At 49.9% G+C, this 16055-nt stretch carries 11 protein-coding genes; 6 read left to right on the top strand and 5 right to left on the bottom strand.

Features of this window, described 5'->3' with window-relative positions:
* The first annotated feature begins 1 nt into the window (after position 1).
* Entirely contained in the window at positions 2 to 1057 is a 1056-nt protein-coding gene (locus JTN23_RS22935; protein WP_247237414.1) for a 3-oxoacyl-ACP synthase III family protein, read from the top strand.
* A gap of 150 nt (positions 1058 to 1207) precedes the next feature.
* On the opposite strand, the gene JTN23_RS22930 is transcribed toward JTN23_RS22935, so the two are convergent.
* On the bottom strand, positions 1208 to 2797 hold the full coding sequence (locus JTN23_RS22930; protein ID WP_247237413.1) for a glucoamylase family protein: 1590 nt from the start codon (positions 2795 to 2797) through the stop codon (positions 1208 to 1210).
* A 399-nt stretch (positions 2798 to 3196) separates the two neighbouring features.
* Here JTN23_RS22930 and JTN23_RS22925 point away from each other — a divergent pair, with 399 nt between their 5' ends.
* Positions 3197 to 3811 (top strand): DUF6134 family protein, encoded by a 615-nt coding sequence (locus JTN23_RS22925; protein ID WP_247237412.1) that lies wholly within the window; start codon positions 3197 to 3199, stop codon positions 3809 to 3811.
* Positions 3812 to 3871: 60 nt separating this feature from the next.
* Here JTN23_RS22925 and JTN23_RS22920 read toward each other — a convergent pair whose 3' ends face one another.
* The 3 genes from JTN23_RS22920 to JTN23_RS22910 all read right to left on the bottom strand — a co-directional run bounded on the left by JTN23_RS22920 (position 3872) and on the right by JTN23_RS22910 (position 8162).
* Positions 3872 to 6541 carry a S41 family peptidase gene (locus tag JTN23_RS22920; protein ID WP_247237411.1) on the bottom strand — a complete coding sequence of 890 codons (2670 nt, stop codon included), beginning with the start codon at positions 6539 to 6541 and terminating at the stop codon, positions 3872 to 3874.
* A 167-nt stretch (positions 6542 to 6708) separates the two neighbouring features.
* Positions 6709 to 7446, bottom strand: a complete 738-nt coding sequence (locus tag JTN23_RS22915) for a hypothetical protein (RefSeq protein ID WP_247237410.1) — start codon at positions 7444 to 7446, stop codon at positions 6709 to 6711.
* A 53-nt stretch (positions 7447 to 7499) separates the two neighbouring features.
* Positions 7500 to 8162 (bottom strand): hypothetical protein, encoded by a 663-nt coding sequence (locus JTN23_RS22910; protein ID WP_247237409.1) that lies wholly within the window; start codon positions 8160 to 8162, stop codon positions 7500 to 7502.
* 251 nt (positions 8163 to 8413) lie between these two features.
* Between JTN23_RS22910 and JTN23_RS22905 the strand changes: the two genes are divergently transcribed.
* The 3 genes from JTN23_RS22905 (at position 8414) to JTN23_RS22895 (ending at position 13509) form a co-directional block, all read left to right on the top strand.
* Complete coding sequence (locus JTN23_RS22905) at positions 8414 to 11248, top strand: outer membrane beta-barrel family protein (protein WP_262918633.1); 2835 nt, start codon at positions 8414 to 8416, stop codon at positions 11246 to 11248.
* A 128-nt stretch (positions 11249 to 11376) separates the two neighbouring features.
* On the top strand, positions 11377 to 12123 hold the full coding sequence (locus tag JTN23_RS22900; protein WP_247237407.1) for a GLPGLI family protein: 747 nt from the start codon (positions 11377 to 11379) through the stop codon (positions 12121 to 12123).
* Positions 12124 to 12621: 498 nt separating this feature from the next.
* Entirely contained in the window at positions 12622 to 13509 is an 888-nt protein-coding gene (locus tag JTN23_RS22895) for an OmpA/MotB family protein (protein WP_409049469.1), read from the top strand.
* A gap of 128 nt (positions 13510 to 13637) precedes the next feature.
* On the opposite strand, the gene JTN23_RS22890 is transcribed toward JTN23_RS22895, so the two are convergent.
* On the bottom strand, positions 13638 to 14648 hold the full coding sequence (locus JTN23_RS22890) for a phosphotriesterase family protein (RefSeq protein ID WP_247237405.1): 1011 nt from the start codon (positions 14646 to 14648) through the stop codon (positions 13638 to 13640).
* Positions 14649 to 14750: 102 nt separating this feature from the next.
* On the opposite strand from JTN23_RS22890, the gene JTN23_RS22885 reads away from it, so the two are divergent.
* Positions 14751 to 16049, top strand: a complete 1299-nt coding sequence (locus JTN23_RS22885; protein WP_247237404.1) for a serine hydrolase domain-containing protein — start codon at positions 14751 to 14753, stop codon at positions 16047 to 16049.
* The last annotated feature ends 6 nt before the right edge of the window (positions 16050 to 16055 follow it).

Genomic DNA, 16055 nt, shown 5'->3' with positions numbered 1-16055 from the left:
AATGATACGTTCTAAAATAGCCGGTATCGGCCGCTATGTACCCGAGCAGGTAGTAACCAACCACGACCTGACGAAGCTCATGGATACTTCTGACGAATGGATTCAGGAGCGGACGGGCATCAAAGAGCGCCGCTACGCCAAAAAGCACGAAGAAACGACTACCACCATGGGTACCCGGGCGGCCGAAATAGCCATTGAGCGGGCCGGTATCCAGAAAGAAGACGTGGACTTTATCATCTTTGCTACCCTTAGCCCCGACTACTACTTCCCCGGCTGTGGGGTACTGCTCCAACGGGAACTGGGCATCACCAAAACTGAAATTGGAGCCTTGGACATCCGTAACCAGTGCTCGGGCTTTATCTACGGACTATCCATCGCTGACCAGTTCATCAAGACGGGTATGTACAAAAACATCCTGCTGGTGGGCTCGGAGATGCATTCGATGGGACTCGAGTTCAGTACCAAGGGGCGTAACGTGACGGTGATATTTGGTGATGGAGCCGGAGCCGTAGTGCTGCAACCCACCGAAAAGGAAGACCAGGGTATCCTGACCACGCACCTGCACTCGGACGGTACCCACGCCGAGCAGCTGGCTATGATCAGTCCGGGGAGCCACGGTGGCTATCACCTGGGCAAGGACAAGTTCGGATTTCCGGATGTGGAGTACGGTGAGCTGTTTATTTATCCCAACCTGATAGAAAACAATAGCTACTACCCAAATATGGACGGGCAGCTGGTATTCAAGAATGCCGTGCAGAAGTTTCCGGAAGTGATCAACGAGGCTCTCCAGAAAACAGGCCTCAATGCTTCGGACATAGATATGCTGGTACCTCACCAGGCCAACCTCCGCATCAGTCAGTTTATCCAGGGCAAGCTGGGGCTACGCGACGATCAGGTATGGAACAATATCCAGAAGTACGGCAACACCACCGCCGCCTCTATCCCCATAGCCCTGTGTGAGGCCTGGGAAGCCGGTAAGATCAACGAAGGCGATTTGGTATGTCTGGCCGCCTTCGGCAGTGGCTTCACCTGGGGATCCGCGCTTATTAAATGGTGATTGAGTGAATGGTGATTGAGTGAATGGTGAATGAGTGATTTGTGAATGAGTGGCCTGAGGAGCGCCTCATGTCGCTACGGTGATATAGTAAATTAGTGATTGAGTGAAATATTGGATGAAATTCACTCAATCACTAACTCACACATTCACTCAATATAACCGGAACGGTAGTTCTTTTGCGCCTTCGGTGGTCAGGAACCGAATGGTGTATTCGCCGGGATCAGTCACGAAGGTGGCCTGCTGCGGACCTTTGGTTTGAGCCTGATTAGTAAGGAGTTTGGTGACTTTGCCTTCTTTGTCCTGCAGCTCAATACTGATAGCCTGTGGGGTTGCTATATAGTAGTCGAGTACGTATTTCCCCAGATCCGGATGCCTCAGCAAAGGTGCCTTTTTTGTCTGTTTATCAACTACATACATATAATAGCCCGTAGGGTAGTCGGGCCTCCTGATTCCCATTTTGGGTAAAGCCTGCTGCATCTCTTTGATCTTTTCTCCCAACTTCCACAGTAGTCCCGAGCGGTAGTTTTCAATCATGACCACGATAGGTCCCTGATCAATAGCCAGATGCTGATTGGAGTACCAGCCCTTGTGCTTGTTGTAGGCATCAAAGAAGCCGTAGTCGCCAAACAGCCGGTTGCCCTCGCGGCGATACAGGTGCATGAGTACCTGCATGGAGTAAGCAGGCGTGTACGGAAACGACGATAGAGCCGCCGTAGGCGTAATGGTACCGTTGTCTTCCTTTGGGTTGTGCGCCCCGTAGAATTGGTGGTTGTCGCTGGCGGTAAGGCCCCAGTTTTCTTCGGAGTAGCCATACTCTTTGGGGGCTTCGTAGATACAGTACGCCCGGTTGATCAGCGTGTGCTTTACGTTCAGGTCCCAGTAGTTAGCGTCTTCGTCCTGCATCCATCTGGGGTCAAGGCTCAGGTACGAGTAGTGGGCAAAGAACAGCGGCCCGCCGTAGTCGAAGCCGATGGGGAGCCGGTAACCTACGAACTCCTTGCCGTTGATGTAGTGCCAGGGCTCGGCCTTCTTCCAGGTATTGACGTACACTTCGGGCGTGATGGGGTGGGTAGGTGAGGCCATGGCCAGTACATAGGTCACGAAGCACTCGTTGTAGCCGCCGATGGCGTGGTTCATCTGCCAGCCGTGGTTGGGCGACCAGTGCCAGAGCAGTTTGCCGTTGTGCACGTACCAGTTCCACTCAACACCCCGCCACAGACGATCGATGCGCTGGCGTAGTTCGGTCTCCTGGGCCGTTTTGCCATCAAAATACTCACGGGCTACCAGCAGGCCATTAACAAGGAAAGCTGTCTCCACCAGGTCGCCGCCGTCGTCGTACTTACTGAAAGGCACCACCTTTCCGGTGCGGCCGTCGAGCCAGTGCGACCAGGCCCCGTGGAAGCGGTCGGCTTTTTCCAGAAAACGGGTTATCTTCAGCATCCTTTCTACGGCCTGCTGCCTCGTGATCCACTGCCGGTAGGTACCTACCACCAGTGCCATAATGCCAAAGCCGGTACCACCACTGGTAACGACGTTGGGCGTGGCCGTACGCTCGGGGATCATACCTGATACGGGATGGGCAAAGTCCCAGAAGTACCGGAAGGTTTTTTCCTGTACTACGTTGAGGTACTCCCCCTGCTCGGTGGGAGGATAAAAAGGAGCGGTCCGGGTCTGGGCCTTTGTACTAGTACTTACTGACAGCAGGTAGAAAAGAGAAAATGTATAAATAAAGTAGCGCATACGTACCAGGTAGCTTTTAAGGTTGGTTTGGGTAAAATAATAAAATCGTAATGCAGCAGATCCTACTTCTGACCAGGAATATAGGTCTTAAAAATAGGCCCATAATCACAAAGTACTAACCATTTTGTGGTCTGATGGTTGGTAGTAGTAGTGGTAAAGGGCCAGTTAGTTGTCACATACAAAGCAGGGATCAAGCTAGCAGACCGCCGGTGATCAGCCCGATTTAACCGTTTATTATTTTCGGATGTATAAGAGTTCAGCTATCTGTTCGTTTCATTATCTACACTGATAATCAATAACGAACGGTAATCAGTCAGTTGTAGCATGAGTAGGATCAGCGGAGGTGCGGCAGCGGGAAAGTAACTTTTTTAGGATTTAGGTACTATTTGTGAATAGCTCATGAAAACATTGATTCTGTTGTTTTTGATAATGTTGGTGATAAGTAAGGTTCCGGCCGCCGGGCAGGCGCTGGTGTATGATATACTGCTGGCGGGGCGTGACGTGGGGGAATTGAAGATTGCTCCGGCCGAAAGCAACAGTACCAGTGAGAGCCTCCGGGTGGAGGGCGCCATCAATACCTTTTTGTACGATGTGGTGTACGTAGGGGAGAATCTGTTTGAGAAGGGCATACTTAAAACATCATTATCTACCCAGGAAGTAAACGGACGGATGAAGGAAAAAACCAAAACCATCCAGACGCAAGGCAGCTATCAGGTAGTTTTTGCCGATGCCAAAGACACCCGGACTAAACCGCCCCAGCTTCCGCATCCCATCAACCATACCGTTACCAGTCTGTACTACCGCGAGCCGGTCAACTTCCGGCATGTCTATTCAGAGCGTTTTGGCAAGATGTGCCCGGTCAGGAAGGTTGCCGCCGGATTATACGAAGTAACGATGCCTGACGGCAAAAAAGCCACCTACCACTACCGCCAGGGCCAGTGCCACAAAGTAGAGTCTGAAATCGTAGGCATCGGACTGCAGTTCAAACTGAGGGATACCAGTGTGAGGAGGTAGGTAGCCGTAATGTACTTGTAAAGCCTGCATAGGCTGAGCTAATCCCGGGAGGCTACTTCACTAGTTGGACTTTCTGATCAGTTCCAGACATACTTCCATGTCTCTATCCCGGTTTGATACAATGTCTTCCGAACTGTAAGTAGTTGTATAGTCGGGTATGGTGCCATGGCCAACGGGTACATCGTGTGAAACTGCCAACTCGTACTTTGCCAATGGAACGGCTAGCCTAATTTTTGAATTGGGGAGTGTGAGTAGAGGGGTAGCCAGGCTGCTGTTGCCATAGTAGCCTCCCCCTGTTTCCTGACCTATAAAAACCGCCCTTTTGTTACTACGGGCAATGGCAGTGAATTCGGCCGCCGTCGAAAAAGTCCCACCATTGATCAGTATATATACCTTCCCCCTGAATGCATGGGGCTGAGACTGTTGAATGGCCAGATTGGCATGATCCGAATAGGTTAGTACTCCATCCGATTGCTGAATGTGGGATGTATAGCGCGGAAGTACCTTCAGTAGGGGCAGGTCACTCACTGACAATCGGTTGAGCAGGGAACTATCTTCAGTAGCGACCGAAATACGATCATAATACCTGAATGGCTCACCTGTCAGATAAGCAAAAAGCAAGGCACCATACTCATCACTACCTCCCTGGTTGTTTCTCAGGTCTATCACCAGGTTTTTAATACCTTTTGACGCAATCACTCGAAATGTTTCTTTTAAAAAGGCCGGAAAATCCTGTTGGGTTGAGAAGGAAGGTATTCTGAGCACCAGTGTTTGAAGTGAGTCAATGATCTGTGCGGTCGCCAGTTCTGCGGGATGGACTTCGTTCCCGCGGGGCTTCCCGTCCAGGCGCAGGGTCCTGATTTGTCCACTGCCCTCTTTTATTCTTACTTCAAATTGGTCCGTCCTTTGAATATAGCGTTCATACAGAACCGGAAATTCAGTTTGCAGACGAAACCACTTATAGGTCTGATTAAATCCATCGGAAGGTATGGAGGAGGTAATGCGGCGGATTACCTCCGCAACATCCAGATTATTGATGGACATAACTTGTGATCCTGCGGGAATCCCTTCGTACTCACTACTAACCATAGCGCTGTCACCACTGAACCACAGGTCCAACGGATATATGTTGGCAGATGAAGCTTTATTTTCCGCAGCTGTCGACGAAGGGAGTAATTCGGTATGACCACAGTGGAGCTGTTCGATGATAGGACTCAGCAATTGAAAAAAGTCGCTTTCGGAGGTTACCCCTGCTAGCTTGCTTCGCACGGAGCTGAATGATGAGTCAAGGCTGGCTTTATCCGTATACCAGGTCAATCCGGGATGCAGTTTTACCAGACTTTCCTGTAGATAGTCTATATCACTGGTGAGTTGCTGGGTAGTGAAAGGGCCACTGTTCATTCCGTTTTTATTGGCTCTCAGTCGAAGCTCCTGTTCCCATTGCTGATTATTCAGGCTTAGCTGCTCAGCAAGGTGAGCTGTAGCAGTGTCTGATGGAATAATATTACTTCTCGTCCAGTTCTCGGTACCTGGTTCATCGTAACGTTCGTATTGCTTTTTGATGAAGTTCTGTAGCGTTGGTATACTGCCCACGTCCGCCATACTGGCGGCCAGCGTTTCCTGCGTAGTACTTAGTGTGTCAATAGCGGTAACTATACGTTCGGAGTGGAGCCGTAAAGAACTTTGCTGCGCCTGTACCATACCCAGAATGACCAGTGCCGCCGTAAAATCAGTATCGATTACTACACTATTGAGGTACCATTTCTGACCGTATTGCCTGTAGGTCGTAACCCAGCGATCCTGCTGAACCGTAATTCGTTTAGGAGGTTTGCTGATCGTTAGCTCTCCCCAGGTTTGATGCGGTTTAAGGAATCGTACCCCTCGCGGGCTGAGCTCATGCTCCATTCTGACAATAGCCCCCGATTCTACATCAATATACAAGGTACCTTTCAGCAAGGCTTTGCGAATCTGCTTCTTTTGATCAAAATCAAGTACGTACACCTCCCTGCCATCCTGGCTGATTGTGTTTCTGTACGTAAACTCATAGTACCTCCTTAAGTCGCTACTTTTCTTTAACGTGATACCCAGAAAACTCCCCTGACCTGGTACCTCAATGCCTGATACGGAGGTCCAGCCGAAGGTATAAAAGCCACCGCGGGAGGGATTCCAGAGTGGCGCCTTTTCTCGTTTAGCTTCCAGGTAGCGGGCGTCAAGTACCTGGGTCGTTTGGGATGCCGCCGAGCCTTTGCTCCGGAAGGCAACCTCAAGCAATTGGATTACTTTCTGGTTAGATGTAACGTATTCCCTCTGGAAGCCTTCGGCTACATAGGGGCTTGACGAGTAGTTGTGAGGGAGTTTTTTAATACTTTGCTCAACAAGGGCCCACGGATCAATGGGACGAACCGTGACTTCGCCTAAATCCACCGCTACGGGATCAAGGGCAATGTGCAGGCGCTTTTGATCAATGGTATCCGGATTGATTCTAACAGATTGATAACCCAGATACGATACACTTACCACCCGACCCGAGTAGGTGGTGGGAATACTGAATACAAATTCACCGGACTGATTGGAGGTGGTGCCGATACTGGTCCCATCTAGGCGAATGGTAGCATAAGGTAGGGCTTCTCCACTCGATCTGCTGACTACTCTACCCGAAAGGGACACCTGTTCCTGAGCGGCTCCTACTCGTACGATCAACAAGATGAGGTAAAGAGTGAGTCGCTTCATACAATGGAGACAGGTTAGGGCTGGTATTCACGATGTACCCTGCAAAGATCCATTTTAAAGAAGCAGAAGCTAATAATCAGCACGTTAAAAAATGTTAACGACTCGCTCCACTGTGCATTTAAGGGCTTCTCTTCAAGGTCATTGGGTAGCGGCCGTCATTCCCATTCCTATTTACAGGTATTGTTCTGGAGGTTGGTCAGGTAATGAATGTATTTTTTATTCTTTAAAATCCTTTTGGATATATCATCAAAAATGAACTGTTCAACCGGATTGGGATCTTTTTCGAGATTTTGTTGTAGATGTTTGATATCCCCCTCCTGATTGCTGACTATCCATTGACAGTAAGGTATAAAAGAGTGAAGGGATTCGCAGACTTTCCCTTTCTCTTTGCTTTCCTGAAGCAGTGTAAAAGAAGCGCAGATCAATTCAATATTTAAGCCTCCCGCTTCTTTCATTTCGCTAAGGTAGTAAACTAATTTTCGGTCTCTCTCCTGCTTTGATGAATACATAGCTGGCGATAAACAAATATGCTTAATAAGTACCTGCGACGCTACCTGTCTGTATATCTTTCTATATGATTCGCCCTTGATTTTTTTCAGGTTTGCAGCATATTCCTTATCCAGCGAGGTCAAGTTCTGGTCATATCTACCCTGAATGTCTTCTATACCACTGGTTGGCAATCCTACGCTTTTCAGAAAGTTGATCTGGTCTTGCATCAGAGAATCTGATCTTACTTCACTTTCCTTGTCATATTCAAATTGTATTGTCAGAAACAAACCCCTTAAATCAATTTCTTCATTGGATAGGGTATCGGTTAGTAGTGTCTGATTTGCGTAGGTACTTTGTATATATGTGAGGCAGATCACGATGGTACATCCGATAAGCAAGGCTAATGATTTTTTCATAGGTGCGAGTGTTTGTTGAGAAAAAGTCAGGAAAATACCTTACGATTTACTGCTTATCTGCCGGCAGGACCTACTTCGAACTTTACTTCTTCCGGCTTCCACACTACCTTCGCCTTGCCTGATTCTGTCCAACCGGGAGTGTAGTCTGCATTGGGATTATAGGCGTAGGTAGTGGTGATGGTTTCCCTGCGGGTAGACCGGGGCAGGAGTGGCTCTTGGAACGTTAAGTCTACGGATAGTAGACTACCTCCAGTAGCGGTCTGATAGTACAGAAACCCGCTCAGGGATTTTACCTTCCGATCTGATGTATTGCTGATACTGATCGAGTAGCGAAACTGTACGGTAGAGTCGGTGTACTGAGTTGTAATTTCCCGTAGGTGTACATCCACTACTTTCGCCAGTTCTTCGCTCCGCTTTTGCTCGGCCTCCGCTTCCAGCGCGGCCTGTACCTCCTCCCTGGTTCGCCGGGCTTTGTCCTGTACATCCCACAATTGGTACAGGTCCAGAATCTGCCGGTACGTTTTTCCTTCCAGCTTCTCCTCCGTAAACGACATCAGCAGCAGGTACTGCGTGATGCCCTTGTAGGCAGCAGAGTCGGGCGAGTCGGTAAGTAGGATGGCCTGCAGGTCAGCCGTTACCGTCTGTTCGCTGTACGGCCGGTCCAGCGGGTCTGTTTCTATGAATAGCAGAAGTAGTGTTAGAAGTAGCGTGTGCATGGATATAGAAAAGTTTGCGTAGGTACCTATGGTTGGCCTCGGCTGGTGTAGCTACATATATATAGAACTTGCTCCTCTAAACTACAATTATTATTCTTTTATATAAAAGAAAATTAAATATTTTTTGGCTTCTGCTTGACCGTTAACTAAAATTATAGTTAAATTTAAGAAAAATTAACATCCTGTACTGCAACAGTATGTAATTTAAAGTCGACTTTTAGCCATTATACACCGCTCTAAACCATCCACTTTTGAAAAAACATCTCCTTGTCCTATGCTTATGTATCATAAGCGGGATCACTTTTGCTCAAAACACCGGGCGCTTCAGTATAAAGGGTACTGTAGTTGATTCAGCCGGAGTGAAGCTTCCCTTTGCCACCGTCATGCTGCTGTTACCCCAGGACTCTTCCCTGGTCAACTACGGACGTACCAACGACGACGGTATTCTTGAATTCAAAAACCTAAAGCGCGGCAAGTACCTGCTCAAGGTCAACTACGTGGGGTACCTGCCCCATCAGCAGGATGTGGAGCCCGCCGAAGGGCCCGTTACCGACATAGGTACCATCCAGATGAAAATCCTGAATCAGGACCTGTTCGAAGTAGTAGTCAAGACGGCCCGGGCACCGCTCAGTATACGGGGCGATACGGTCGAGTACAATGCCGCTTCCTTCAAGGTACCTCCCGGCTCCTCGGTCGAGGACCTGCTGCGGCGCCTGCCGGGGATGCAGATCGAGCAGGATGGTACCATCCGGGCGCAGGGACAGGAGGTCAAACGCGTGACGGTAGATGGTAAGCGTTTCTTCGGGGACGATCCCAAGATGGCTACCAAAAACCTACCCGCCGAAGCCATCTCCAAAGTACAGGTATTCAACGGCAAGACCGAGCAGTCCCGTATTACGGGCGTCGATGACGGGAAGCAGGAAAAGACCGTGAACCTCGAGCTGAAGGACAGCCACAAGAAGGGCGGCTTCGGCAAGGCTACCGTCGGGGTGGGTACTGACTCCCGCATGGAAGGAAAAGTTAGCTACAACCGCTTCAATGATAAGCAGCAGCTCGCCTTCTTTGGCCTGGGCAACAACACCAACCAGAGCGGCATGTCGTGGGATGACTACCAGGACTTCCGGGGGAGCCAGTCGTTCAACTGGGGCGACGACGGCGACTTTGGCTTCAACAGCGGGGGAGGGGTACGTTTTATCAGTGGCGGTGATGGGGACGAAGAAAGCCTGACCATCCAGGCCGGACGCGGGGGGCAGGACCGGGGCTTTACCAAGAACTACGCCGGGGGCGCCAACTACAACTACGACACCAAGAAAACCAAGTTTAGCAGCAGCTACTTCTACAACCAGACCGACCAGACGCTGGATGCCTTCTCGAGCCGCGAAAACTTCCTCAACAATACTTCTTTCCTGAGCCAGGACGACAACCTTCGTCTCAACTTCAACGGCAACCACCGCGGTAGTCTGCGCTTCGAGAAGAACCTGGACTCGCTGAATACCCTGGTACTAATCAGTAACTCGCGCCTGGGGCAGGGCAATAACGCGTTCAGCAGTTTTCAGCAGTTTTTCCGCGGAGGCAACACCCTCACCAACCAGACCACCATCAACAACTTCAACCGGTTCAACTCCTTCTCGATGGGTAATACGGCCATCTATCGTCACAAGTTCCGGAAGAAGGGGCGCAACTTCGCGGCCAGCGTCGGCTACAACATCAACAACTCGGATGGCAATGCTGAGCAGCGCTCAATCAACGAGTTTCTGCAAGGGACCACGCAGGACTCCACGCAGGTGATAAACATCAACCAGTACAACCAGACCCGCAGCCTACGTACCCAATTTAAGGGAAGCCTCCTGTACGTGGAGCCGTTTGCCAAGAAGTTCTTTTGGGAGTCGTTCTATAACTTCTCATTGCGTAACGATGAGGTAGACCGTGACGTGTACGACCGTCGATCGGAGAATGAGTTCCGGAACGAGCAGCTCAGCCGCTACTACACCAACGAGTTTATCTACAACCGCCTGGGAAGCAGCGTGCGGTATTCGTTCAACGGACTGAACCTGACGGCGGGGATAGCGGCCATTCAGTTTGACCTGAAGGGTAAGTTTGCCAGCGATCAGTCGGCTGCCCAGTTTGGCCGGGTAGACCGCAAGTACTTTACCTGGGCACCGAGCGTTTCGCTCAACTACGACCTGAAGAACAACCGCTTCCTGTACGGCGGCTACAACATGAACGTCAACGAACCCAACATCCGGGACCTGCAGCCCATCGTGGACAACAGCAATCCGCTCTTCATCCGGGAGGGTAACCCAGACCTGCTGCCGCAGTCCAGCCACAACCTCAACGCCGGATTCAACTACTTCAATCCCGGTAGCTTTACCCAGCTGTACGTGGGCCTGAACTACAACTACTATGTCAATCAGATCGTGTATACGCAGCAGGTAGACGAGAACTTCATCACCCGTACCCGGCCTATCAATATCTCCGGCGGTAATTGGATGGGATCGTACATGGGATTTGGCTTCCCGCTGAAGAAGACTAAAGCCACCCTGAACATGAACGGAGGGGCCAATCTATCCAAAAACCTGACCTACATCAACAACGTCCTGAACGAGACCAATACCAACAGCTACAACTTTGGTTTACGTATGGACCTGACGCCCAGTGACCGGTTTACGTTCTATCCCTCGGCCAACTGGAACCTGAGCAATACCCGCTACTCGATCAACTCAGGCCAGAATCAGAGGATCGTGAACGCCACCTATAATGCCGAAATGAACGTAAAGCTACCCGCCGACCTGTTCTTCAACGGACGCTTCAGCTACCGTACTTTTGTTAACGAGCGGTTTGGGTTTAACCAGCGGCAGCCTATCCTGAACCTGTCGGTGTACAAAGTCGTCCTGAAAAACAAGAAGGGCGAGGTGCGCTTTACGGCCTATGACGTATTCAACCAGAACCGGGGCATCTCACAGTTTGCAAGCCAGAACTTCGTCACTACTGAGCAGGTACAGACGCTCGCGCGGTATTTTATGCTGAGCTTTACCTACAACATGCGCGGAGTGACCGGTAGCGTACGCCGGAGAGGTTTCTTTTGATGGTGAATGAGCGAATGAGTGAATGAGAGAAAATACGATCTCAATCTGTACTCGCTCTTGACTCACTTTATTAGTACTAACAGCTTAAAGCTAACAGCTAATACCTAAAACGCTAAAACCTAATACCAATGAAATACATAAAGATACTACTACTGGTACTGCTTACTACGCCGTCATGGGCGCAGAAGATGGAAGGAGTCGTTACCTACGAGCGGGTACAGTACTGGACCAAAATTATCTCGCGCCTGACTTTTCTGAGTCAGGAAGAAAAAGACCGGGTCAAAATGACCTGGGGCAATGACGACGAGTGGAAGACCAAGATGAAACTGTACTTCAGCCCCACCCAGAGCAAGTATACCTACTTTAATACCCAGGGGCAGACCGAGGATGGCAACTACTCCTGGCGGCAGGATGAGTACGAGATCTACCGCGACTTTGATAAGGAAAGGAAAACGGAGATCATCGAAATGCTCGGCAGGACTTACTTGCTGGAGGACTCGCTGAACATGCCCCGCTGGAAGATCATGAACCAGATCAAGGACATACAGGGTCACGTGTGCATGATGGCTGTTACCGAAGATACCATCCGGAACCAGAAGATTACCGCCTGGTTTGCGGACGACATACCCGTGCAGGCCGGACCGGAGCGCTACTTCGGACTGCCGGGGCTGATCATGGAACTCAGCCTCAATGACGGCGATGTGGTCATTACCGCTACCAACATCGAGATGAAGCCGGTAGTCGAAGAGCTGAAGCTGCCCAAAAAACTGAAAGGACGGAAGATTACGGATGCCGATTACGACAAGATAATATCCACCCATATCCGCGACAGTATCAAATCGCACCGCAATCCCTACTGGGCCATCCGCTACTGACCAACCTGAATGCCCTGGTACAATAAGTACTTCAGAAGGCTCTCCTTATGGAGAGCCTTTTTTTGTTATTTTTACAAGAAGAGGTAGGGTTACCGTCCTTTTAAGTCTTTGTTTTTAAAATGTTATTATAAAAAAATTAGAAATTGATCCTGTGTTCAGAGCCTTTACTGTCTAAAACACAGAGACTTATTGAGCCCAAAGAGCAACTGGAAATAAGGTAATGGGTTGATAATCAATAGTAGTTTATGTAGAAGGAGTGAACTTTATTGAAGAGTTACAAGTTGAAAATTAGGAATTTTTTAATGTAATATCAGAAGAATATTAGGGTAGTTACAGAAGTAATACTTCTTTTTTTAGGAAGGTGCATTAAATTTGTATTGCGAAAACGTTATCAGAATACTGGTAAATAGTAGAAGCAGATTATTTAACAACCTGTTGCTTTTTTGTAGAAAACCAATTTTTTCAATCTAATAACTATTTATAAAACCTCCTGATCCCATGCAAAAATTAATTATTGCAATTGCAGTGGTCCTAACCCTCGGCTCTTGTGCAAGTAAGAAGAAGATGCTTGCTATGGAAACAAAAGCCAACGAAATCCAACTACAACTTGACAAGGCGCGTGCTGACCTGAACGACTGTGATACTCGTTCGGCTGGCCTGAATCAAAGACTTAAAACCAGAGAAGACGAACTGGCAAGCCGCACTGCCCGCGTAAAAGAACTGGAAGATCAGATGGAGTTCCTGAAAAAGAACAACAACCAGCTTCTGGATCGTATGGCTGACCTTTCGATCGTTACAAAAGAAGGTGCTGAGAGTATCCGTAAGTCCATGGAGACTATGAACCAGCAGGGTAAGTACATCCAGAACCTGAACTCGAGCATCCAGCGTAAAGACTCCCTGAACATGGCTCTGGTGATGAACCTGAAGCGCTCACTGCAGGACGTAAGCGACGAGGATGTACAGATCGAAGTGAAGAAGGGTGTTGTATACGTGTCACTGTCTGACAAGATGCTGTTCCACTCAGGTAGCTACATGATCACGTCAAGAGCTGAAAGCGTACTGAGCAAAGTAGCCAAGATCCTGAACGACTACAAAGAGATCGAAATCCTGGTTGAAGGTCATACGGACAACGTACCGTACCGCAACGACAACCTGGTTGATAACTGGGATCTTAGCGTGAAGCGTGCTACTTCGGTGGTACGTACTCTTCAGGAGAAATATGGTGTTGCACCTTCTCGTATGATTGCCGGTGGTCGTGGTGAGCACCTGCCTAAGGCTGGTAACGAAAGCAAAGAAAATCGTAGCCAGAACCGTCGTACCGAGATCATCATCACTCCTAAACTGGATCAGTTCTTCAACCTGTACACTCCACAGGCTGGTAACTAATTAGATTATTATCTCTCTTTTTGACCATAATGCCCGGCCCGTCAGCACTGCTGACGGGCCTTTTTTGCTTAATGCTCTTTGGGTACAGTAGGGGAGAGTACTACTCTGCCTGGCCGGATCCGGAGTACTTACCCCTTCCGAACCCGGATGGTGAAAGCCTCAGCTGGGTTACGTACAAGTAGTTGTTCGAAGTCATTATCCGAGAAACCCCTGGTTTTGAGCAAGGGGAACAGCCCGTCAAAAATGGCTGTAAAGCCAATGAAGTCTCCGCCGTTGGGCTCACCGGGGCGGTACCAGCCGGCATCGTGCGATATAAGTACCCGGTTGAGGTGGCCGCTGTCCTTTATGGTTTTGATCCATTCGGCATATTGATCCAGATTAGTAGCACTGACCCCATCCAGACTCACCCAGGCTCCCTGCTGGGCGGCCTTGATGTAAGTAGATTTGTTGGGCTCGCTCTGGGCGTGTACCCACACAAACGCGGAGGGATGCACACCCAGCTTCTTAAGCACGTCTATCTCTTCAAAGGCTGTTTGGGCCGGGCCGGTATGGGAGCAGATGGTGAGTCCGGTTTGCTGATGGGTCAGCGCGGCAGCCGTTACGAGCTTACGGTGCAGTTTGGAGAGGGAGCCGCTGTTGACACCAATTTTGATAAAGCCCGGCTTGATGGTGGTCCCGGCTATGCCATTCTGATATTCCCTGATCCAGCGTTCGGACAGTTGCTCGGCCGATTCGGTCTGGGTCCAGGGAGGCAGGTACTTGTTGTCAGAGGCACCGTAGTAGCCGGTGTTGGTCAAGATCTGTAAGCCACTCTGCTCCGCCAGCATTTTCAGCAGTTGAACATCCCGCCCCAGAAAAGCCGGCGTACATTCTAATATGCTTTTGACTCCTTTCGCTTTGACTTCCATCAGATAGGGCAGTACCTTCTTTACCACCTCCTCGCGGTTCCACCGATCCATACTGATGTTGTCGGCCCCGATAAAATCAACCAGAAAATGCTCATGGATAAGCGTCATGCCCAGGGCCGCCGGATCAATGGTGCCATTGACGGTATGGATGCTTCCGGCTTTGGCGGAAAAGCCTGTAAGACAGATTGGTGTGGCTGCGCAGGCCAGCAAAAAGTCACGTCGGGAGAGCATATCTTTTGTGTTATATTTTCGGTAAGGTAGAAAAAAATCAAAAACTTCCTCCATTTTTAGCTGGTATATGTACAAATGAAAATTGATATCTAACTATTACCTATGCAAAGTATTTTTCCTGCCTGTTCTAACAGACTCCTCCTGCTTGGCCTGCTCTTTGGCTTGTCTTTCCTTCCACTCTTTGCCCAAACCCTTACCGAAGCTTCCCCCGAAAGCGTGGGGATGAGCACCGAACGACTACAGCGTATCGAAAGCGTCGTTCAGGACTACGTGAATCAGCAACGGATCGCCGGAGCGGTGGCCCTGGTAGTACGAAACGGAAAGATCGTGTACTACAAAGGCATCGGCTACGACGACATGGATACCAAGTCGCCGCTGAAGCGGGACGCCATTTTTCGGATCGCCTCGCAGACCAAAGCCATTACCAGTACGGCCGTGATGATGCTGTACGAAGAGGGGAAGCTGCTGCTGGATGATCCGGTGTCGAAGTACATCCCTTCCTTTAAGGAGCCCAAAGTACTGGCAACTTTCAACGAGAAAGACACCACCTTCACGACGGTACCCGCCAAGCGTGAGATCACCATCCGCGACCTGCTGACCCATACCTCCGGCATCAGCTACGCGGGTATAGGTACCAAGGAAGCTACCGCCATCTATGCCAAGTACAAGATCCCCAGCGGTATCGGTACTCCTAATTATAAACTGGCCGATGCCATCACTCTGCTAGGTACTATGCCCCTCGTCCACCAGCCGGGCGAGAAGTTTTCGTACGGACTCAATACAGATGTGCTGGGGTACGTGGTGGAGGTAGTGTCGGGCAAAACGCTGGACGAGTTTTTCCGCCAGCGTATCTTCGAACCCCTTGGAATGAAGGATACCTACTTCTACCTCCCGTCCGACAAGGCGGGCCGCCTCACTACCCTGTATACCCAAAACCGCGAAGGCGCTACCATCAAATCAGTCGCCCGCAATGGAAGTACCCCTGATTTTCCGAAGCAGAAAGGTACCTTCTATTCGGGCGGGGCGGGGTTGTCGTCAACGGCCTATGATTACGCTATCTTTTTGCAGAGCATGCTCAACGGAGGCCAGTACGGAAGCAAGCGCATCCTTGGCCCCATTACCATAGACATGATGACGGCCAATCAGATTGGGGACCTGAACGTGGGCGCCAGGAAGTTTGGCCTGGGCTATGCGGTAGCTACCGAGAAGGAAGCCGCCCGGATACCCGTATCGGTCGGGACCTATGAGTGGGGCGGTATATTCGGTACTACCTACTGGGCCGATCCGAAGGAAGGCATCGTCGCGCTGATCATGACCCAGAAGTACCCCAACTCCTACGGCGATCTGAGCGATAAATTCAAGGTACTGGTATACCAGGCCATCACTAAAAAGAATCCTTAGCAGTAG

The sequence above is a fragment of the Telluribacter roseus genome (assembly GCF_017355915.2).
In the GTDB taxonomy this organism is placed as follows: domain Bacteria; phylum Bacteroidota; class Bacteroidia; order Cytophagales; family Spirosomataceae; genus Telluribacter.
The sequence above is the reverse complement of the archived record's forward strand: the minus strand, read 5'-3'. Positions and strand labels throughout refer to the sequence as shown.